This window comes from Chryseolinea sp. H1M3-3 (assembly GCF_029360725.1).
Lineage (GTDB): Bacteria > Bacteroidota > Bacteroidia > Cytophagales > Cyclobacteriaceae > Chryseolinea.
In genome coordinates, this window is record NZ_JARKMY010000001.1 from 383,836 (window position 1) to 404,214 (window position 20,379).

Consider the following 20,379-nt stretch of genomic DNA (forward strand, 5'->3'; position numbering starts at 1 on the left):
AATATATTTATTCCACGACACTAAGCATTAACTTCTCTACGGCATCCTTCACATATTCACCATTACCCGGCCCGTACCAATTCATCAGCTGCGTTTCATAGTGATCAATATCATAATATTCTTCGGGCGTAAGGTATCCAATATACCCTCCGTTAAAACTTGTTACGATGGGAAAGACATTCTTTGAAGTAGCCAGAGCATCAATTGCAAAATTAAATTCACCGGAAAAATCGCCAGGTGTGCTAAGAAAAACAATATCTCCAATTCTCAGCACGGAAAGAAATGATGGGTATTCTCCAAACCCGACACGGAATAACCAGGGACGCAACCGCCAATCATGAAGAACTTTAGGCTGCGGTTCGCTCAGTTCTAATGGTACGCGGTACATTTCGATCGTTGAATTTTTTACTTTCCACCCTGGTTCCTGAGACTGAATTTTCTTTGAAATCTGTTCCGCCATCCAATCCACGCAACTCCATCCGGCCTCAGGCGCTGCAGGGCCGTGGCTTCCTACTGCTCCTGCCATAAACATGGCTAAAGCATATCCGTCTTTCTCTAAAATGTTGGTTAACTTACCCGGGTAGTCTCCGGATAGTTGCAAGTCACGAGAAAATAAACAAGTCGCATGCGCGGTGTAACTCAGAAATAATAATTTACTACTGTCGCTTCTTTCTACTTTTAAGAATCTTAACATAGGATCAACGGGGCCGCCATCGGTCACCCTATTGTAAACACCTTCAGGCATTGCTACCGAATCCATTTTAATAGTAGCAGGAAGCATATTCTTCGTAGCCTCGTGAATACTGATTTTAATTTTATCCGTAATGAAGCGGACAACTGAATCTTGATAAGTGCCATAGAGGACCGCAGTTGCTCCCTTTGCCCAATTGCCAATACTGTTATGTGAGTGCGTTGCGCCAAGATATGTATTGTCCAGACTGAAATCGATGCCTGGCAGTTCCTGTTCCAGTCTTGCAGTAACTGTTGGTGGAATGATCAGCAAGTCTGCACTAACTATGGCTACACGTTTTGTGCCGTTGTCAATAACCATGGCTCTCACGTAAATAGAATCATGAATGGATTTATAATGTTTCCCAAAACGTTTGCCATAACCTGCGGTAGCGAGCGGACCAGGTGGTGTTAAATTAACTTTACTAAATCCTATAATAAATCCGCTATCGACCGGCACCGGGTCCTGATCTGCTGAGTCTATTTTTTCGCCCATCCTTTCCAATAAACTTTCATAATCCACATTCGTATCTGTAGGAGCAATTCCTACAACAGCGAAGATGAGGATCAGCACAAACAGGGAAGCCAACATGATTCCGACAAATCGCAGAAGCTTTTTTATGAGCATAGGTCGCAAGATAATTAGTCAGATGGATTTATTGGCTAAAGTCTACCGTTAAAAGCACTTCTATGAGGACAGATCCAAGTCGCCTGCATCCTTAACTTTCCCCTTTTACTGCTAAACCAATACACGCCAACCAACTTTTAAGCATAACTTTACAGTAAACGATTATTGTATGAACACAATCGCTAATAAAATAGCGTCGTCCGAAAAAAAAACTGACCTCTCGGGCCATCCTGCACCGCAGCCTTATAAAACAAAAAATAAAGTTCGGATTGTTACGGCCGCTAGCTTGTTCGATGGACATGACGCCGCTATTAACATCATGCGGAGGATTATCCAGGCGACTGGCGTAGAGGTTATTCATTTAGGTCACGACAGAAGTGTAGAAGAGGTTGTGAATACTGCAATCCAGGAAGATGCACAAGCGATCGCCATGACAAGCTATCAGGGCGGACACAATGAATACTTCAAATACATGCATGACTTGCTAAAGGAAAAGGGAGCGGGACATATCAAGATTTTTGGTGGTGGCGGCGGCGTGATCTTACCAGAGGAAATAAAAGCGTTGACCACGTATGGCATCACAAGGATTTACTCACCAGACGACGGAAGGGCTATGGGACTGCAGGGAATGATCAATGATTTGGTTGAGAAAAGTGATTATCCGCTGGGTGACACATTAACGGATGAATTGGATCAGTTGTCGTCCAAAAATCCATTGGCCATTGCACGGCTGATCTCTGCTGCGGAAAATTTTTCAAACACCCATCAACGGGTTTTTGAGGAAATCAAAACACGGGCTGAAAAATCCTCTACACCGGTGCTCGGTGTAACCGGAACAGGTGGCGCTGGAAAATCTTCTATGGTAGATGAAATTGTTAGAAGATTTCTATTTGACTTTAAAGACAAAACCATCGGATTAATTTCCGTTGATCCTTCCAAGCGAAAAACAGGCGGTGCATTATTAGGCGATCGAATTCGGATGAATGCCATCAACAATCCCCGCGTGTTTATGCGGTCGTTAGCCACCCGACAAAGTAATCTTGCACTCTCCGCCTATGTCAGGGAAGCGATTCAAATTCTTAAGGCAGCAAAATATGATTTAATAATTTTAGAAACATCGGGTATCGGGCAAAGCGATACGGAAATTCTGGAACACAGCAATGTATCGCTATATGTAATGACACCGGAATATGGTGCGGCAACACAATTGGAAAAAATTGATATGCTTGATTTCGCCGATGTGATCGCACTTAACAAATTCGATAAACGTGGTTCATTGGATGCTTTACGCGATGTAAAGAAACAGGTACAGCGCAATCACCAACGTTGGGATCAGAAGCCCGAAGAAATGCCCGTATTTGGAACTATTGCCTCTCAGTTTAACGATCCTGGAACAAATCAGCTTTACCTTCACTTAGTCGATGTCTTAAAGAAAAAAACCGGCATCGGGTTAAATTCATCTTTTCAGGCAACCCATGAGATGTCGGAAAAAGTTTTCGTTATTCCGCCTAACCGTACACGTTACCTAAGCGAAATTACAGAAACAAATCGCAAGTACGATGAATGGGTAAATCACCAATCGGAAATAGCAGAACGATTTTATGCCATTCAAAAAACGATGGAGCTTGTTGATCCTGAAAATGCTTCCTTAAAAAAAGATTTACAGAACGAGTTGCAGAAGATAAGTCAGGTTCTTGATCATAAAAACCTAATCCTCCTTCAACAATGGCCCGAAAGGCAGAAGAAATACAAAGACGATGTTTATAAATTCAAGGTGCGCGAAAAAGAAATCGCCATTAAAACACATACCGAATCACTTTCGCACATGCAGGTACCAAAGGTATCCCTTCCACGATACCGCGGCTGGGGCGATTTGCTTCGCTGGATACTTCAGGAAAATGTTCCTGGCGAATTTCCCTTTACAGCCGGTATTTATCCTTTTAAACGTGAAGGTGAAGATCCTACAAGAATGTTTGCTGGTGAAGGTGGACCTGAAAGAACGAACAGAAGGTTTCATTATGTAAGCCTGGCGATGACCGCAAAACGTCTGTCCACCGCCTTTGATTCCGTAACACTTTATGGAAATGATCCGGACTACAGGCCCGATATATATGGCAAGATTGGTAACGCAGGCGTCAGCATTTGCTGCCTGGACGACGCCAAAAAACTTTACAGCGGATTTAATCTTGTCGATCCAAAAACGTCTGTATCCATGACCATCAATGGCCCGGCACCAATGCTATTGGGATATTTCATGAATGCAGCGGTCGATCAGCAATGTGAGATATACATTCATAAGGATGGCCTGACAGACGAAGTAAAAAAACGTATCCATGAACTTTACGCAGGCAAAGAAAAACTTCGTCCCTCCTACCAGGGCCATTTACCCACAGGCAATGATGGCTTGGGACTAATGCTCTTAGGTGCCACGGGCGATCAGGTTCTTCCATTAGAAGTTTATAACAACATTAAAACCGATACATTATCGCAAGTACGCGGTACTGTGCAAGCCGATATTTTGAAAGAAGACCAGGCACAAAATACATGCATTTTCTCAACTGAGTTTGCGCTTCGGCTGATGGGCGACGTTCAACAATATTTCATTGACTGGAATGTGAGAAATTTTTATTCAGTTTCTATTTCAGGATATCACATTGCGGAAGCCGGTGCTAATCCCATCACGCAACTTGCCTTCACATTGGCAAATGGCTTTACCTATGTAGAGTATTATTTGAGTCGTGGAATGGATATCAATGGATTCGCACCTAATCTTTCCTTCTTCTTCTCCAACGGAATTGATCCGGAATACGCAGTCATTGGGCGTGTAGCCAGGCGGATATGGTCTAAAGCCATGAAACACAAATACAAAGCCAATGAACGATCGCAAATGTTGAAGTATCATATTCAGACTTCAGGCAGATCGTTGCATGCACAAGAAATAGATTTTAACGACATCCGCACTACGCTGCAAGCACTGTATGCGATCTACGATAATTGCAATTCGCTGCATACAAACGCCTATGATGAAGCGATCACCACACCCACTGAGGAATCTGTCCGCCGAGCGATGGCCATACAGCTCATCATCAATAAGGAACTTGGGCTCGCTAAAAATGAAAATCCATTACAGGGTTCTTTTATTATCGAAGAATTAACTGACTTGGTGGAAGAGGCTGTTCTTTCGGAATTCGATCGCATCACGGAACGTGGGGGTGTACTCGGAGCGATGGAAACCATGTATCAGCGCGGGAAGATCCAGGAGGAAAGTTTGTATTACGAAACGCTTAAACATACCGGCGAATTCCCAATCATCGGCGTAAATACATTCCTGAGTTCAAAGGGTTCACCAACAATATTACCGCGCGAAGTAATCCGCGCGACCACGGACGAAAAAGAATATCAAATTACCATGCTGAAAAACCTTCATGCTTTCCAGGCCGAAAAGGCCACAGAAAAACTGCAGCAGGTACAGGATGCTGCTATACAAAATAAAAACATCTTCTCCGCACTCATGGAAGCAACAAAAGTATGTTCATTAGGAGAGATAACAAAAGCACTGTTTGAAGTCGGTGGCCAATACCGGAGAAATATGTAAGCCGTACACCGACGGCATATCAGCATGCCTATACGCAAATAGTCAACGTTTAATCACATACGTCCAGATTGGGCAATCCACGTGATTCACCACGCCTTCCGCGACACTTCCTTTGAGAAGATGGCTCAACCCTTTTCGGGCGTGCGTACCCATGGCAATCATGTTTGCATTCATCCAATGCGTGAATTTGATGATTCCGGTTTCTTTATTGTTGGCTTTGAAAACGTCAATGGTGTAATCCTTGAGCATGAAGCGTTTTGCAAATTCATCCATCTGACGTTTTACAACGGTGTGGTCATCTGCTTTAGTGGAAGTATCGATCCACACCATGTGCAGTTTCGCCTTTAATATGTGCTGAAGTTCCTTCACGTGCATCAATAAATCTTCCTGGCCTTCTTCCATGGAGTTCGGAAAAACGATATGCTGCAATTCAGTAATTGAAACTTGCCGCTTTACTGCGATTACCGGGCAACTTGCGTTACGCACAACTTTTTCGGCCGTAGAACCGATCAACACTTCCTCCAGTCCGCTTACGCCTTTGGTTCCCATTACAATGAGGGTGATCTTGTAACTCTCCAGATAATCTAGTATGGAGGGAACAACAGGACCGTATTCAATTTTTGAAGTCAGGAAAAGATGTTCTTTAGCGAAATCTCTTTTAAGCGCTGCAAATTTCTCTTCGGCGCGCTCGCTTAATTCTCTCAGCAAGGTCTCATCAAAGGATGGCATAGGAGTCAGCACGTCATCATGCATTATGGGAAGTTCTATGACGTGCAACAAATGCAATTCCGCACCTGACACATGGGCCATGTCAACGGCTAACCGAAACGCATGGATAGCTTGCTCAGAAAAATCACAAGGAATAAGAATTTTGTTCATAGGAGTCAGCCAGGTTCATAAAAAGCCTATGCTAATATAAGAGTTTATGTTCGAAATCGATTTGAGTGACGCAGAGGTTAAGAAGGAGTTACAAGTTACCCACTGACAGGAAAGTTCGAGTCTTGTCTTACTGATAACAATAGGTTTTCAGGTAGTCTGCTACATCATCAATACCTGCATCGAACGCTTTAGTCAGACAACGGCATCCTTCTTTTACCTGATCTGTTTCCACGAGGGCAATGCCTTTGTAAAATAAGAAGGTTGTATTGGCAGGGTCCGCCTGTAAACCGTTGTTGATGAAGGTTAGCGCTAAAGGATAAGCCTCCTCGTCGAGACAGACCGATGCAGCGTAAATATAGGCCTGAATAAAAGTTGGATCATCTTTGATCACTTCATCAAAGATAATCAACGCGCTATCTGGATTTTCAAGGTAGTAGTAAGTAAGTCCTAAATAGGATTTTAGTTCAGGGCTGGCTTGATAGCCCAGCAACTTACGGATGTCTTTTTGTGCTTCTGCATACTTCTGAGATTCCATTAATACCGAAGCCCTCCATTGAAGCATCTCGGGATTGTCAGGATTTAACAATAACAAATCATTTAGATCGTCGAGTTGTGCTTCATAATTTTCTACCGCCTGGTTGATGTACGCACGCAACAACTTAGCTTGTGGCTGTGGGTACTTTTCGATCAATGTATTTATATCTTGTAAGGCCTCCTCAAAACGTTGAAGACCATAATAGCACACAGCCCGCTTATGATAAAGCTGATATTGTTCTTCTGTCTCGGGTTTGGATTTCTCGAGGAGGCTGTTGTATAAATTCAGCGCACTTTGATAATCTTGTCGCTCAACCAAGCTATCTGCCTCGATCTCTATGGCAGACTGTTGGGCGACGGAAAAAAAAGAACTCATCACCAGCATGATGATGAGTCCTGAATATTTACTTGCGAGAATTGTCTTTTGCATGGTGAAGCGTTTAACTTCTCATGACCGCTATCGGTTATAGCGTTTCCGTTCGTTTTCCGTCAGGTAAATTTTTCGTAAACGAATCGACTTTGGTGTTACCTCAACATATTCATCCGACTGAATATATTCCAACGCTTCTTCCAATGAGAATCTTATCGGAGGCGCAATGCGCATTTTTTCATCTGCACCCGAAGCGCGCATGTTGGTGAGCTTCTTAGTTTTTGTAACATTTACCACGAGGTCACCACTTCTGCTGTGTTCCCCTATTACTTGTCCTTCATATACCGGCTCACCATCCCCTACAAAAAACTTACCGCGATCCTGCAAGTTGTTCAAGCTGTAAGCAATGGCCTCGCCTTGTTCCATAACAATCAATGAACCATTGATACGTCCGGGGATTTCACCACGGTAGGGCTGATACTCTTTAAAACGATGTGTTACGATCGCCTCACCTGCAGTAACGTTCAATAAATAATTTCTTAGTCCTATGATACCGCGTGAAGGAATCATAAACTTTAAAATCATGCGATCACCTTTGGGCTCCATGTTAAGCATTTCACCCTTACGTTGTGACACTGTTTCAATAGCTTTTCCGGCATCAGATTCAGGAAGATCGATGGTTAGTTCTTCCATAGGCTCACATTTCACGCCGTCGATTTCTCTAAAAATTACCTGCGGCTGACCAATTTGTAACTCGTATCCTTCACGGCGCATCGTTTCAATCAGTACCGACAAGTGAAGTACGCCACGGCCAAATACCATAAAACTATCAGCAGAGCCGGTGTCCCCTACGCGAAGTGCCAGGTTCTTTTCCAATTCCTTGTCAAGCCTGTCTTTGATATGGCGGGAGGTTACAAATTTTCCCTCCTTACCGTAAAAAGGCGAATTATTAATAGTAAAAAGCATGCTCATTGTAGGCTCATCGATGGAGATCGTTTTCATGCCTTCCGGTTTTTCAGGATCGGCAACAGTGTCGCCAATTTCAAAACCTTCGAGTCCCACCAGCGCGCAAATTTCTCCCGCCTTAACTTCTTCTACCTTTAATTTTTCAAATCCTTCGAAAACATAAAGGTCTTTTATACGCGATTTTACAATAGCTTTTGTTTCGCGCTTAACCAAGGCAATTTGTTGCCCCGATTTTATAGTACCGCGATGTACACGTCCAATAGCAACACGACCGATGTATGAAGAATACTCCAAAGACGTGATTAACATTTGCGTACTACCTACTTCGATGGCAGGCGCCGGAATATGTTCGATGATACCATCCAGCAATGCGGTGATATCTGTGGTTGGGTTCTTCCAGTCTGTACTCATCCACCCTTGTTTGGCAGATCCATAGAAAGTGGGAAAATCCAATTGATATTCTGTAGCATCAAGTTGATACATCAGGTCAAATACCTGTTCGTGTACTTCATCTGGTGTACAATTTTTCTTGTCTACTTTATTGACAACAACAATTGGTTTCAATCCCAGCTGAAGAGCCTTTTGAAGCACGAAGCGTGTCTGAGGCATAGGGCCTTCAAAGGCGTCTACTAACAGCAAGCAGCCGTCGGCCATGTTTAGAACGCGTTCTACTTCTCCTCCAAAATCACTGTGTCCAGGGGTGTCAATTACATTAATTTTGTAATCCTTATAACGTACTGAAACGTTTTTTGCCAGAATAGTAATACCCCGTTCCCGTTCCAGGTCATTGCTATCCATAATCAACTCACCCGGGGTTTCATGATCCTTAAAAAGCTTCCCCGCCATCAATAATTTGTCTACTAATGTGGTTTTACCGTGGTCTACGTGGGCAATAATCGCAATGTTCCTTATCTTACTAACGTCCATAAATCCTCAAATCCTCTTATTTTTTTGAATTGAGGCGCAAAGATAGAACAATTAATTGGCTTATGCTTGCCGCCACAGAAAGAAGTGAAGTAGGATGCCACAGTGGCCCCTTAAACACATAAACACTCGCTACACTCTAAACCTCAAAAAAGTCCCCATCGGCAAATCCTTTTCATGCTTGGATTTTAAATAGAATTCGCCGTATTCCTCTTCCTTGAAGTCGAAATAGGTTTTAGCAATATTTAATCCCACCAAAGGTGACAAACCAATCGCATACATGCTCAGAATGAAAAAGCTTTTTTGTTTTTCCAGCACCTGACTGCTCATATAAATAAGTTCATCCAGTTGCTCTTGTAATGTCCATTTTTCGCCTTCGGGGCCGCGGCCATACGGCGGTGGATCCATGATGATGCCATGGTATTTGTTGCCACGTTTCACTTCGCGTTTAACAAATTTAAAAGCGTCTTCATATACCCAGCGAATATCCTTCAGGTTATTAAGTTGCATGTTGTGTGCAGCCCAATTTATACCGGGCCGGGATGCATCACAATGAATTACTTCAGCCCCTGCCGTGCGTGCTACAACGGATGCGGCACCTGTATAAGCAAAAAGATTAAGCACCTTCGGTTGTTTTACCGTCCACGTGTTGATGGTATCAAAAATAAAATTCCAGTTGCTTCCCTGCTCAGGAAATATTCCAACATGTCCGAACCCGGTAAGCGCCAGGCGTAAAGTAATTTTAAGCGTGTTATAGCGATAGGAAATATTCCAGCTCTCCGGCATAGCAGGATTTTTTGACCACCCTCCTTTAACATCGTCAGTGAACCGGAATTTATCTTTTTGTTCACGCACGAATTTGGCATGCGCCAATTTTTTCCATTCTTGTTCACTTAGGGATTTTTTCCATAACGCCTGTGGCTCGGGCCGAATCAGAATGTATTCCCCAAATCGCTCGAGTTTCTCAAAATTACCAGCATCGATGAGTTCGTAGTCGGTCCAGGAAGAAGGATGTAAAAGTTTCAAGTTTCTGATTTAAGGTTCAAAGTTAAAAGAAACTTAGATTTGAAGTTTACAGCGCGAACGTTGAACTTCGAGCTTTCAATCCAAACCATTTGAATGCATCCGCTCATCACCAGTGTTCAGAATCCGAAGATCAAAAACATTCTTGCGTTGGAAAAAGCAAGGGAGCGTAATAAACAAAATCTCTGCGTGATCGAAGGTATAAAGGAATTATCGTTAGCAGTGGCAGGGGCATATAAAATCTCCAGTGTGTTTTATTGCCCGGAGATTATCGAATCGGACGAGGTTCAAACGATTGTAAAAGACGACCAACTTTTAATTCCTGTACAACAAAATGTTTTTAGTAAACTTGCTTACCGGGAAAGCACCGGAGGAATTATTGCCTTGGCCGAACAAAAAAAACATGCATTGGAAACTCTGGAACTAACGCCGAAGCCACTCTTATTAGTCTTAGAAGGCGTTGAGAAGCCTGGAAACCTGGGAGCAGTTTTACGCACTGCGGATGCGGCCGGTATCGATGGAGTTATCATTTGTGACCCGCGCGTAGATTTCTATAACCCGAACGTCATCAGATCAAGCGTTGGGTGTGTATTTACCAATCAGATCGCATCGGCAACCTCAGCCGAAACAATAGCGTGGCTAAAGAGAAAGAATATTGCAATCTTCTGCACTTATTTGAAAGCCTCCAAACCTTACGATGATGTTGATTACACACCAGCGACGGCTATCGTTATGGGTACAGAATCCGTAGGATTGTCGGATAGTTGGGTGGAGAATGCAAACGAAAATATAATTATTCCCATGCAAGGAAAAATAGACTCGATGAATGTTTCAACTGCAGCTGCTGTGGTCATCTTTGAGGCCAGAAGACAGCGTGGATTTAAAGAAAAACGCTATTCATAATTATTTTTAAATGAATATCCATCATGCAAAGCAATTTTATAAATTTATGATTGGGAAGTTAACAAATGGATAGGGTTCCATTATCAAAGAAATATGGGGCGGAAGAAAACATGATAAATACGTTGGCAGAAGCGTATCGCCTGCAAGAAGCTATTATCAGTGCCACTGAGCTTTCGGTCATTTCTACGGATACGAAAGGCATTATTACGAGCTTTAACCGGGCCGCAGAAGATCTGTTAGGGTATTCTGCTGCAGAGATGATCGGCAAGGCGACACTCGTCATGTTACACGACAGTATTGAATTAATTGAACGCGCCAGCAAGTTATCGGACGAATTGGGAATAGATGTCGAGCCTAACTTCGAAGCCCTTTCATTCAAGGCTCAGCTCCTCAGAAGTGCTGACCGCGAAGAATGGACTTATATTAGAAAAAACGGCACGAAATTCCCTGTAATGTTATCCATCACCGGATTGTGGGATGATAACGGTAAGCTTACTGGCTATGCAGGTATCGCAGCTGATATAACGGAACAACGTCGCCTACAGAACCAGTTCAGAAAATCAGAAGCGCATTTAAGCGCACTCGTTAATTCGTTGGATGATATTGTTTTTGAAGTTGATGAAGATGGTCGATTCGTAAACGTGTGGGCAAAAAACGATGACGATTTATTTTATCCTCGATCAAAAATTCTAGGCAGAACATTTCAGGAAGCACTGGGCGAAGAATTTTCAAAACCCCTGGAAGCTTTAAGGGTAAAAGTGATGACTACCGGGCAGTCTGACAGCTATGAATACAAATCTATCATACCTGGCTCTAACAGGTGGTTCAACGCAAAATATGCCATCGTTCACGAAAACGGCAAGCCCACGAAAAGACTAACCATTCGCATTGAAGATATTACAACCCGGAAAGTAGCCGAGAGCAAATTGATTAAAAGCGAACAAAAATTCAGATCCCTTACGGAAAATATTCCTGGTGTCATTTATCTCAGAAAAAATGATGAAGCCTATTCGATGATCTACCTCAACTCAAGGGTTGAAGAATTAACGGGATTTGAAGCCAGTCAGTTTTTATCAAGCAAACTTAACTTCAGCGACTTATACCATCCGAATGATCAAGACAGAATCCGTATAGAAATTGAACATGCAGTTGCTGAAAAAAGAAACTTCAGTATTGAATATCGGATTCGTCACAAAACTGATACCTGGCGCTTTGTAAAAGAAGATGGTATGCCGGTAATCCAGGAAGATGGAAGTATTACCATTGAAGGATTTATCATCGACATCACTGCGCAGAAAAATGCTGAAAAGGAATTGTTAAAGGTCGCGAAAGAAAATTATAGACTGTTCAACACTTCCGTTAATTTAAATGCAATCTCAGGTTTTGATGGATACTTTAAAAAACTAAGTCCTGCTTGGGAACAACTTCTTGGCTGGACGGATCAGGAACTGAAAACCAACCGCTTCGTGGAATTCGTTCACCACGACGACGTACCGGCTACAGAAGAAATGCTCAAATACATTTCTGAGGGGAACGACCTTCACCATTTTGAAAATCGTTACCGCTGCAAAGATGGTTCTTACCGCTGGCTGTTGTGGAGTTCCGCTACGGATGTTAAGAACCAACTGATGTATACATCGGCCATTGATATTACAGAACGAAAAAAATCCGAAGATGAACTGCTTCGTTCTAAACAAAGCTTGGAAGCTATTGCCGTAAAACTTCAGGAACAAAATAGACAGCTAGATGAATTTGCACATATCATTTCGCACAATCTGCGGTCACCCGTCGGCAATATTAAAGCGCTCATCAGCCTGCTTGACGCCAACAGCAGTTTGCTTGACTATCAACAAATTTTTGAAAAAATAAAGACCGTTTCCAGTAACCTCGGTGAAACCATGAACGAACTCATGGAGACACTGAAGGTTAAGACCGATACGGATATACCACGTGTTGAAATTAGATTTAAAGAAGTGTTCGATAAGGTCATTCAGTCATTGGAAGGCGAACTGATTCAGCAAAGCGCTTCCATCACCTTTGACTTCAACGATGCCCCAAAAATATATTACTCCAAAGCATACCTTGAAAGCATATTCCAAAACCTGCTGACCAATGCTTTAAAATACGCTTCGCCTAAACGGAAACCTGAAATAAAAGTAACTACCTCAACCGTTGATACAGGTATCGAACTGCGCGTACAGGACAACGGTTTGGGCATAGACATGCAACGTCACGGAAGCAAATTATTTGGCCTTCACAAAACGTTTCATGTACATCAGGATGCCAAGGGCGTAGGACTCTTTCTTGTCAAAACTCAGGTTGAAGCGTTAGGAGGATCAATCTCTGCGGAAAGCGAAGTGGATCAGGGTACCACTTTTATCATTCAATTTTAATAACAGCATGTCATAAAAAAAGGACGGATGATTCCGTCCTTAAATTTCTTGTGGAGCATATCGGAGTCGAACCGATGACCTTCACACTGCCAGCGTGACGCTCTAGCCAGCTGAGCTAATGCCCCAACAAAGTGCGCAAATATAGGTGAGATTCGAGGATTGGAAAATTAAAAGATTGGAAAATTGGAAGATTCAAAACGAAGGTCAGCTTTGTACCAATGCTTCATTCATTAATTTAAATTGAGTCTAAGCCCTTTTTTTGATAATTTCCCTTGCAGCAATTCCAGCGTCCATGACGCTGATGATAACATTGATTCAGAAAAATACGCGAATGAAGCGTGGCTGTAAGATGAATGTAAGATGACTGTATGATGGTTGAATTTAACCCGAAGCTACTCCTTACCTAACCCAAAGCTACCCCCCCAACCTCAGTGAACCTTTCAACTGTCACCCGTTTGTTCCAAGATTTTGTGTTCAACGCCAACATTTAGCCCCGAGGTTTGAGCAAAGATTTCAAGATCTTCCAATTCACGGTGTTTCAATCGTTAGAGCATCCATTTTTGGGGCCGTCGAACTTTCTAACCAGAATTACCGTACCTTTGCCGCTTACTTTAATAAATTTTAATGAAATCTTTTGAAGCCTTGGGTCTTTCCAAGGGATTAGTAGAGTCGGTTCAACAAATCGGCTTTGAAATACCAACCCCCATACAAGAAAAAGCCATTCCGATTCTGTTGAAAGGAAATCGCGATTTTGTGGGTTTAGCACAAACTGGAACGGGTAAAACAGCAGCTTTTGGGTTGCCTTTGCTGGAATTAATCGATGCCGATAGCCGGAACACCCAGGCATTGGTTTTGGCACCAACCCGTGAATTGGGTCTGCAGATCACAAGCGACCTGGAGAACTTTACGGAAAAGTTTAAGCCATTCAATATTGTAGCGGTTTATGGAGGTTCAAGCATTAGTGAACAGATCAGGAAGGTAAAGAGAGGTGCACAAATCATTGTGGCAACTCCTGGAAGGCTGATCGATCTGATCGATCGTAAAGCTATCAATCTTAGTACTATACAATATGTTGTGTTAGATGAGGCAGACGAAATGCTGAACATGGGATTTAAAGAAGATCTGGATAAGATTCTTTCTTTTACACCCGATACCAAAAGCACCTGGTTATTTTCAGCCACCATGCCCCGCGAGGTAAAGTCAATCATGAAAAACTACATGAGCGATCCTTATGAGCTAACCGTGGGAGAACAAAACACAGGCAACGTAAATATTGAACATCACTATGTGATGGTGCAGGAGAAAGATAAGTATCTCGCCTTAAAAAGAATATTGGATGACAATCCCGAAATTTTTGGATTGATCTTTTGCCGTACCCGGATCGACACACAGCGTATAGCCGAAATGTTAATGAAGGATGGTTATAATGCTGATGCCTTACATGGTGATCTTACCCAGCAGCAACGCGATCGCGTTATGCTTAAATTCAGAAACCGTTCACTTCAGATTTTGGTTGCTACCGATGTGGCTGCCCGTGGTATTGACGTGGAAGACATTTCGCATGTTATTCATATGAACATGCCCGATGAAATGGAATTTTATACGCATCGGAGTGGTCGTACAGCACGCGCCGGAAAGAAGGGTATCTCAATTGCCATGATCTCTCGCAGAGAACTAGGTCGTGTAAAACAGCTTGAAAAAACTTTGAAGTCACCCTTTAAGAGGATGATGGTTCCAACAGGGCCGCAGGTTTGTCAAAAACAACTGATTGCCCTCATGCATAAAGTACGTGAGGTAAAAGTGAACGAGGAAGAGATCGGAGAATTTTTACCTGCCGTTTATGAAGAGCTGAAAGATTTAACAAAACAGGAATTGATCAAACGTTTCGCGTCGATCGAGTTCAACCGTTTTCTGGATTATTATCGTAATGCACCTGATCTGAATCTCGATGACCGGAAAGCAAGTGATAGCGACGGCGATCGGTACGTCACTGGCAGTCGGTTCTTCATCAATCTCGGCAAAATGGATGGCCTGGATGCCGGCAGCATGTTAAGCTTTATTGAAGATGTGAGCGGCGTAAACAGAAAATCGATTGGCAAGATGGAACTGAAAGGCGCTTATTCTTTCTTTGAAGTGGAAAAGGATAAAGCAGACCTTTTGTTGAGTGAGTTCAAAGGTGGTGTCGAATTTAAAGGACGACAAGTTCGGGTAGAAATGACAGAACGAAGAAACTCCGGCCCGAGAAAAGAATCGTCTTCAAGAGATTTTAAAAGAGGCAGAACATCCGGAAGCACGTTCAAAGGTTCCAAAACTACGGAGCAGAAACGCAGAAGATACTAAGCACGAATTTGAATATTGAGTGTTGAATTTTTAGAGGATGCAACACTCAATATATTCAATGCACTTGTTTTAACTCCAATGGAGCAATCGTAAAATTCAGCATTTCAGTATGTCGTATCACTGAAATATCTACGATGGTCAGTATTTCTTTTTTTGCTAACTCCTTAAATAATTCATGGGTGCTGTTGACAGGATGCCCATTGAAATTAATGATGATATCACCTTCCTGAAGTTGTGACCGCGAAGCTGGAGATTCGGGTTCAATGCGTGTAACAAACAATCCTCTCTTATTCGATAAATTGAAATGCTGCTTTACCTTGGGATTGATATTGACCTCCTGTAGCATAATGCCCACGTATGCCTTGAACACTTTACCATGATGGATGAGTTGTTCTGCAATCTCCTTTGCTGTGTTGATATCAACAGAAAAACTTAAGCCCTGAGCTCCCTGGATCATGGCTGTATTGACGCCAATGACGTCTCCATCTGTTGTGATCATCGGGCCACCCGAATTACCTGGATTAAGTGCGGCATCCGACTGGATAACATTATCCACCAATTTTCCCGATTGCGTTTGCAACGTTCGTCCCAACGCGCTTACCACACCCGTTGTGACAGTATGCTGATACCCGTACGGATTTCCAATCGCGATTACAAACTGGCCAATCTGGAGTTGTGAAGCATCACCCAATTTAGCGACTGAATAACCTTCCGTATAGATTTTTAATATGGCCAGATCGGTATCAGGGTCTTCACCGATAATGATTCCTTCAATTTCATTTTCATTAAGCAAACTCACCATAATTTTTTCTGCACCATGCACCACATGGCTATTGGTGAATACAAGCCCATCTGACGAAAAAATAAAACCTGATCCCGAACCTGCGGGTCTGAGTTTACCTTTTACAGTTTTAAATACATTGATTTTGACTACCGCATTTTTTGTTTTCTCCACGGCATCAATAATCATTTGAGAAAATGCGTCCATAATATTCTTTTTCAATCATAGACAAATTATTGCCCACTTTATTGTATGGCAATTTTGTCTGGGCCTTAGCGGAGAGATAACGCCAGTATGGCCGAACACTATGCCTGGTCGGGTCTTTTTAGCCTCATCAAATGAAGGTATGTCGTTCGGCAAAACGGTCCGCGATTTTGTTCTACGATACACCCTTTTCTGACGGCTTTCAGCATTTAGCTTTTCACTTTAACATTAAAACGTTTAGATTCGCACCAGTTTTTTTCGGGGCGTAGCGCAGCCCGGTTAGCGCACCACGTTAGGGACGTGGGGGTCGGATGTTCGAATCATCTCGCCCCGACTTCGCCCGCCATAGCTTTAGCGACGGCGGGCTTTTTCTTTTTATAGAAGATGTTTGCAGGTGATTAAATACTTGCTTTACGTCTAATAATGCGATGTTGGAATAATTAACTCGCCTTCATTTCGGTTAGCACCGAATGGTCTCGGAATAATTGGAATTGCTAAATAGCGAGAGACATACGCAAAACTTCCGTTTTCTACTGGAGACGTCGTCCGCGACTAAGGACTGCAAGCCGACTCACTTTTTCTTCTTATTCTGCTTCAACGAACTAAAAAACTTCGCCCAGTTGAAAACATTCAGGAACGGGTTGGTAACGGGTTGGAATCTGCTATTGGCTGAATTAGCCCACTGATCTAAATAATATCGTTGATTTTGATAGCCATCCATTGGGGTAGTTTTGACCATCAACGCCAATAATTCTTCATTAAAATTACGCTTATCGATGCCGCTATTATCCATCGGCATATTCATCGCTAACACCGCCTGCTTAAAAACTTCTTCCGTCGGGAAGGGCACAATCGTCACTTCCTGCAAAAATGTAGTGTCCTGCACCAGCGTTATAATTATGGTTTGATATTCCGGCGAATTCATGGGTACTGTAAAATATTGCCGGTCATACCCCACCGCACTGATAACCAACTCATCGCCTTCGAGAACAGGCATTGAAAAGAAACCCATGCCATTGGTGGTCGTTCCCCTGCCAGCTTTCGGCACATAAATATGGACCCCCGGAACAGGAATTCCAGAAACACTGTCCTCTTCCAGCACTACGCCGGACAACTGAATAACACGCTTCTTTTGCTGTGCTTTTCCTGGAACAGCCGCACAAAAAACGATTAATAGTAGACTCGTTACGAATACTAAAAACTTCACATTTCCTTTTATAATAACTCCGGCATTCATGGATTTCAAATATACAGAGAAGCACTAAAAGCGCCTAATTTCTCTACCTTTGACAGTTCACACATAGGATGCCAAAATGCGACTGAAAAGTTTTAATCTAACTCTGGGAGCACAAATATTTAAAGCCTGCGCCGATGAGTCACGTCTTCGGATCCTGGGATTAATTGTGACGAATGGCGAAATGTGTATTTCGGATTTAGAAAAAATCCTGGATTTTACGCAGGCCAAAACCTCCCGGCATCTAATTTATTTAAAGAATTCTGGCATTCTGAGCGCCCGCCGGTATAACCATTGGGTCTTTTATCAGATCAAGGACAGCGTAGCCGATATTATTCAACAGGTATTTCAATTTTTACGTAAAGACGCGCAACTAACCCAGGATCAGAAAATCTACCAAACTTTATTCACCAATAGAGAGTTAGCAATTAATAAGCTACAAATTCAGGAATGGCAAAAAGTGAAATAAAAACTAGTAACGGATCATCCGTAAAAAAATACAACTGCATTTTCTTTGACCTGGACCATACGCTTTGGGATTATGAAACTAATTCCCGGGAAACGTTAGAAGAGCTTTACCTGCAGTATAATCTTCAGGCAAAAGGAATTGACACGTGTGATCAATTTACAACACATTTTACCCTAGTAAATACCAGGCTTTGGGAATTGCTGGACAAGGGCGCCATTACAAGTGATGTGATCCGCAAGCAGCGCTTTAAACAGATCCTTGAAAATTTTTCTATCCGGGATGAAAAACTGTGCGAAGACCTCTCCCATGACTATATCAAGGAAAGCCCAAAAAAAGGAAAACTGATGCCCTATGCGCTGGAGGTATTGGATTATTTATCAGCGCATTATGACCTGAGTGTCATCACTAACGGCTTTGATGAGATTCAACAAATGAAGTTACAATCCAGCAACCTCGTTTCCTATTTTGATCACATCATTACCTCACAGCGGGCTGGGTCTCGAAAACCTTCATGCGAGATATTTAATTTTGCGCTAAGCTGCCACGGCATAAAAAATCATCAGGCAATTATGGTAGGCGATAACCTGGTGACCGATATTGGTGGGGCCTGTAGTGCGTATATCGATGCCGTATTTTTTAATCCCGAGAAGATTACGCACGATGGCCACAGTGCGTATGAAATCAGTTGCCTTTCAGAACTTAAAAGATTTCTTTGAACCATTAATACAGTAACACAACGTATGGCAAACGGATTTTTCAATGTTCCTTTTCCCAAAAATGAACCGGTATTAAATTATGCACCTGGAAGCAAGGAACGAGTTGCTTTGCAACAAGCCCTTCGCGATGCCCGCGCTAAACAATTGGATATCCCTATGTACATCGGCGCTGACGAGGTGCGCACAAATTCAAAACAAAGGTTAGCGCCGCCTCACGATCACCAGCATACGTTAGGATATTTTCATGAAGGCGACCGAGAACACGTGGTCCAAGCAATTGATGCTGCCTTAGCGGCAAAATCATTGTGGAATAATCTAAGCTGGGAGAACAGGGCTAGTGTTTTCTTAAAAGCCGCCGATTTACTTGCTGGTCCTTATCGCGCTATTATCAACGCTGCTACGATGTTGGGTCAATCCAAAAATTGTTACCAGGCTGAAATTGACAGCGCTTGTGAATTAATAGATTTCTTGCGTTTCAATGTATACTACATGGCCCAGATCTATCACGAGCAGCCCGAATCTTCTCCGGGCGTCTGGAACCGGATTGAGTATCGTCCCTTGGAAGGATTCACATTTGCGCTTACACCATTTAATTTTACTGCCATCGCTGGTAATTTACCCACCAGTATGGCTATGATGGGCAATACTGTTATTTGGAAACCTGCTTATACGCAGATTTATTCCGCGAATGTTATCATGACGGTTTTGAAAGAGGCTGGCCTGCCGGATGGCGTTATCAATTTGATTTATGCAGACGGCCCGACCGTTGGTGATGTAATTTTCAATCACCGCGATTTCGCAGGCATTCACTTTACTGGAAGCACAAAAGTGTTTCAGCAGATCTGGCAAACAATCGGAAAAAATATTCAGGCATACAGGTCATATCCAAGAATCGTCGGGGAAACCGGCGGTAAGGATTTTATAATCGCCCATAGTAGTGCACATCCAAAAGAGTTGTCGACGGCAATGGCACGGGGCGCTTTTGAATTTCAGGGTCAGAAGTGTTCCGCAGCATCGCGATGCTACATCCCTTCATCAATATGGGATGAGGTAAAAAATTACCTGCTTGAAGATTTGAAGAGCTTTAACATGGGAAGCCCTGAAGACTTCGGGAACTTCATCAACGCCGTGATTGATGAAAAATCCTTCAATTCCATCACCCGTTACATTGAAGAGGCAAAAAAGAATCCTGTAAATGAAATCATCGCAGGCGGAAAATATGATAAGTCCAAGGGATATTTTATTGAGCCTACAGTAATCGTTTCAAAAGATCCATCCTCTGTCACGATGTGCGAGGAAATCTTCGGACCGGTCCTCACCATTTACATTTACCAGGATGAGAATTTTGAACAGACTTTGGAATTGGTCGACAACACATCACCGTATGCGCTTACCGGATCCATTTTTGCGAAAGATCGTTACGCTGTAGAATTAGCCACAAGGAAATTAACGCAGTCTGCAGGTAATTTCTACATTAACGATAAGCCTACTGGTGCAGTGGTTGGCCAGCAACCTTTTGGCGGAGCAAGGGGATCAGGGACGAACGATAAAGCAGGGGCTAAAGTAAATTTGTTGCGTTGGGTCTCTTTGAGAACCATCAAAGAAACTTTTGTCACGCCAAGAGATTATCGCTATCCTTTTTTGGAACCGGACAAGGCATAGGTAAGAAAACAAACCCTGCTTCAATGCAG

General features: G+C 42.8%; 14 protein-coding genes and 2 tRNA genes. 8 read left to right on the forward strand and 8 right to left on the reverse strand.

Annotated elements, in window-relative coordinates:
- Positions 1 to 7: 7 nt before the first annotated feature.
- Positions 8 to 1,357 (reverse strand): neutral/alkaline non-lysosomal ceramidase N-terminal domain-containing protein, encoded by a 1,350-nt coding sequence (locus P2W71_RS01520; protein ID WP_276366112.1) that lies wholly within the window; start codon positions 1,355 to 1,357, stop codon positions 8 to 10.
- Between the two features lie 169 nt (positions 1,358 to 1,526).
- Between P2W71_RS01520 and P2W71_RS01525 the strand changes: the two genes are divergently transcribed.
- Positions 1,527 to 4,952 (forward strand): methylmalonyl-CoA mutase family protein, encoded by a 3,426-nt coding sequence (locus P2W71_RS01525; RefSeq protein WP_276366114.1) that lies wholly within the window; start codon positions 1,527 to 1,529, stop codon positions 4,950 to 4,952.
- Positions 4,953 to 4,994: 42 nt separating this feature from the next.
- Here P2W71_RS01525 and P2W71_RS01530 read toward each other — a convergent pair whose 3' ends face one another.
- The 4 genes from P2W71_RS01530 to P2W71_RS01545 form a co-directional block, all read right to left on the reverse strand.
- Complete coding sequence (locus P2W71_RS01530; RefSeq protein ID WP_276366117.1) at positions 4,995 to 5,831, reverse strand: universal stress protein; 837 nt, start codon at positions 5,829 to 5,831, stop codon at positions 4,995 to 4,997.
- 127 nt (positions 5,832 to 5,958) lie between these two features.
- Positions 5,959 to 6,795: a tetratricopeptide repeat protein gene (locus P2W71_RS01535; RefSeq protein ID WP_276366120.1), complete on the reverse strand. Its 837-nt coding sequence runs from the start codon at positions 6,793 to 6,795 to the stop codon at positions 5,959 to 5,961.
- A 27-nt stretch (positions 6,796 to 6,822) separates the two neighbouring features.
- On the reverse strand, positions 6,823 to 8,628 hold the full coding sequence (typA, locus tag P2W71_RS01540) for a translational GTPase TypA (RefSeq protein WP_276366123.1): 1,806 nt from the start codon (positions 8,626 to 8,628) through the stop codon (positions 6,823 to 6,825).
- 129 nt (positions 8,629 to 8,757) lie between these two features.
- Positions 8,758 to 9,651: a class I SAM-dependent methyltransferase gene (locus P2W71_RS01545; RefSeq protein WP_346659939.1), complete on the reverse strand. Its 894-nt coding sequence runs from the start codon at positions 9,649 to 9,651 to the stop codon at positions 8,758 to 8,760.
- 93 nt (positions 9,652 to 9,744) lie between these two features.
- Between P2W71_RS01545 and P2W71_RS01550 the strand changes: the two genes are divergently transcribed.
- Positions 9,745 to 10,551: an RNA methyltransferase gene (locus P2W71_RS01550; RefSeq protein WP_276366125.1), complete on the forward strand. Its 807-nt coding sequence runs from the start codon at positions 9,745 to 9,747 to the stop codon at positions 10,549 to 10,551.
- A 65-nt stretch (positions 10,552 to 10,616) separates the two neighbouring features.
- Positions 10,617 to 12,944, forward strand: a complete 2,328-nt coding sequence (locus P2W71_RS01555) for a PAS domain S-box protein (RefSeq protein ID WP_276366128.1) — start codon at positions 10,617 to 10,619, stop codon at positions 12,942 to 12,944.
- A gap of 51 nt (positions 12,945 to 12,995) precedes the next feature.
- On the opposite strand, the gene P2W71_RS01560 is transcribed toward P2W71_RS01555, so the two are convergent.
- Positions 12,996 to 13,069: transfer RNA gene (locus P2W71_RS01560), tRNA-Ala, on the reverse strand.
- 499 nt (positions 13,070 to 13,568) lie between these two features.
- Here P2W71_RS01560 and P2W71_RS01565 point away from each other — a divergent pair.
- Positions 13,569 to 15,284 (forward strand): DEAD/DEAH box helicase, encoded by a 1,716-nt coding sequence (locus P2W71_RS01565; RefSeq protein ID WP_276366130.1) that lies wholly within the window; start codon positions 13,569 to 13,571, stop codon positions 15,282 to 15,284.
- A 55-nt stretch (positions 15,285 to 15,339) separates the two neighbouring features.
- On the opposite strand, the gene P2W71_RS01570 is transcribed toward P2W71_RS01565, so the two are convergent.
- Positions 15,340 to 16,272, reverse strand: a complete 933-nt coding sequence (locus tag P2W71_RS01570) for a trypsin-like peptidase domain-containing protein (protein ID WP_276366132.1) — start codon at positions 16,270 to 16,272, stop codon at positions 15,340 to 15,342.
- A gap of 256 nt (positions 16,273 to 16,528) precedes the next feature.
- Here P2W71_RS01570 and P2W71_RS01575 point away from each other — a divergent pair.
- A tRNA-Pro gene (locus P2W71_RS01575) sits at positions 16,529 to 16,603 on the forward strand.
- 237 nt (positions 16,604 to 16,840) lie between these two features.
- On the opposite strand, the gene P2W71_RS01580 is transcribed toward P2W71_RS01575, so the two are convergent.
- On the reverse strand, positions 16,841 to 17,506 hold the full coding sequence (locus tag P2W71_RS01580; protein ID WP_276366135.1) for a carboxypeptidase-like regulatory domain-containing protein: 666 nt from the start codon (positions 17,504 to 17,506) through the stop codon (positions 16,841 to 16,843).
- Between the two features lie 76 nt (positions 17,507 to 17,582).
- Here P2W71_RS01580 and P2W71_RS01585 point away from each other — a divergent pair, with 76 nt between their 5' ends.
- From P2W71_RS01585 to pruA, 3 genes are read left to right on the forward strand one after another with little or no spacing between them, the layout of a single operon-like run.
- Positions 17,583 to 17,972 carry a metalloregulator ArsR/SmtB family transcription factor gene (locus tag P2W71_RS01585; protein ID WP_276366137.1) on the forward strand — a complete coding sequence of 130 codons (390 nt, stop codon included), beginning with the start codon at positions 17,583 to 17,585 and terminating at the stop codon, positions 17,970 to 17,972.
- Positions 17,954 to 18,688 carry a YjjG family noncanonical pyrimidine nucleotidase gene (locus P2W71_RS01590; RefSeq protein ID WP_276366139.1) on the forward strand — a complete coding sequence of 245 codons (735 nt, stop codon included), beginning with the start codon at positions 17,954 to 17,956 and terminating at the stop codon, positions 18,686 to 18,688. The genes P2W71_RS01585 and P2W71_RS01590 overlap by 19 nt, the downstream gene beginning before the upstream one ends.
- 24 nt (positions 18,689 to 18,712) lie before the next feature.
- Positions 18,713 to 20,350, forward strand: coding sequence for an L-glutamate gamma-semialdehyde dehydrogenase (pruA, locus tag P2W71_RS01595; RefSeq protein WP_276366142.1), 1,638 nt, complete (start codon positions 18,713 to 18,715; stop codon positions 20,348 to 20,350).
- The last annotated feature ends 29 nt before the right edge of the window (positions 20,351 to 20,379 follow it).

Coding starts and splice junctions, on each gene's coding strand:
- typA (WP_276366123.1), bottom strand. CDS start 8,628: ATGGACGTTAGTAAGATAAGGAACATTGCGATTATTGCCCACGTAGAC.
- pruA (WP_276366142.1), top strand. CDS start 18,713: ATGGCAAACGGATTTTTCAATGTTCCTTTTCCCAAAAATGAACCGGTA.
- P2W71_RS01520 (WP_276366112.1), bottom strand. CDS start 1,357: ATGCTCATAAAAAAGCTTCTGCGATTTGTCGGAATCATGTTGGCTTCC.
- P2W71_RS01530 (WP_276366117.1), bottom strand. CDS start 5,831: ATGAACAAAATTCTTATTCCTTGTGATTTTTCTGAGCAAGCTATCCAT.
- P2W71_RS01580 (WP_276366135.1), bottom strand. CDS start 17,506: ATGAATGCCGGAGTTATTATAAAAGGAAATGTGAAGTTTTTAGTATTC.
- P2W71_RS01535 (WP_276366120.1), bottom strand. CDS start 6,795: ATGCAAAAGACAATTCTCGCAAGTAAATATTCAGGACTCATCATCATG.
- P2W71_RS01570 (WP_276366132.1), bottom strand. CDS start 16,272: ATGGACGCATTTTCTCAAATGATTATTGATGCCGTGGAGAAAACAAAA.
- P2W71_RS01555 (WP_276366128.1), top strand. CDS start 10,617: ATGGATAGGGTTCCATTATCAAAGAAATATGGGGCGGAAGAAAACATG.
- P2W71_RS01565 (WP_276366130.1), top strand. CDS start 13,569: ATGAAATCTTTTGAAGCCTTGGGTCTTTCCAAGGGATTAGTAGAGTCG.
- P2W71_RS01585 (WP_276366137.1), top strand. CDS start 17,583: ATGCGACTGAAAAGTTTTAATCTAACTCTGGGAGCACAAATATTTAAA.
- P2W71_RS01550 (WP_276366125.1), top strand. CDS start 9,745: ATGCATCCGCTCATCACCAGTGTTCAGAATCCGAAGATCAAAAACATT.
- P2W71_RS01525 (WP_276366114.1), top strand. CDS start 1,527: ATGAACACAATCGCTAATAAAATAGCGTCGTCCGAAAAAAAAACTGAC.
- P2W71_RS01590 (WP_276366139.1), top strand. CDS start 17,954: ATGGCAAAAAGTGAAATAAAAACTAGTAACGGATCATCCGTAAAAAAA.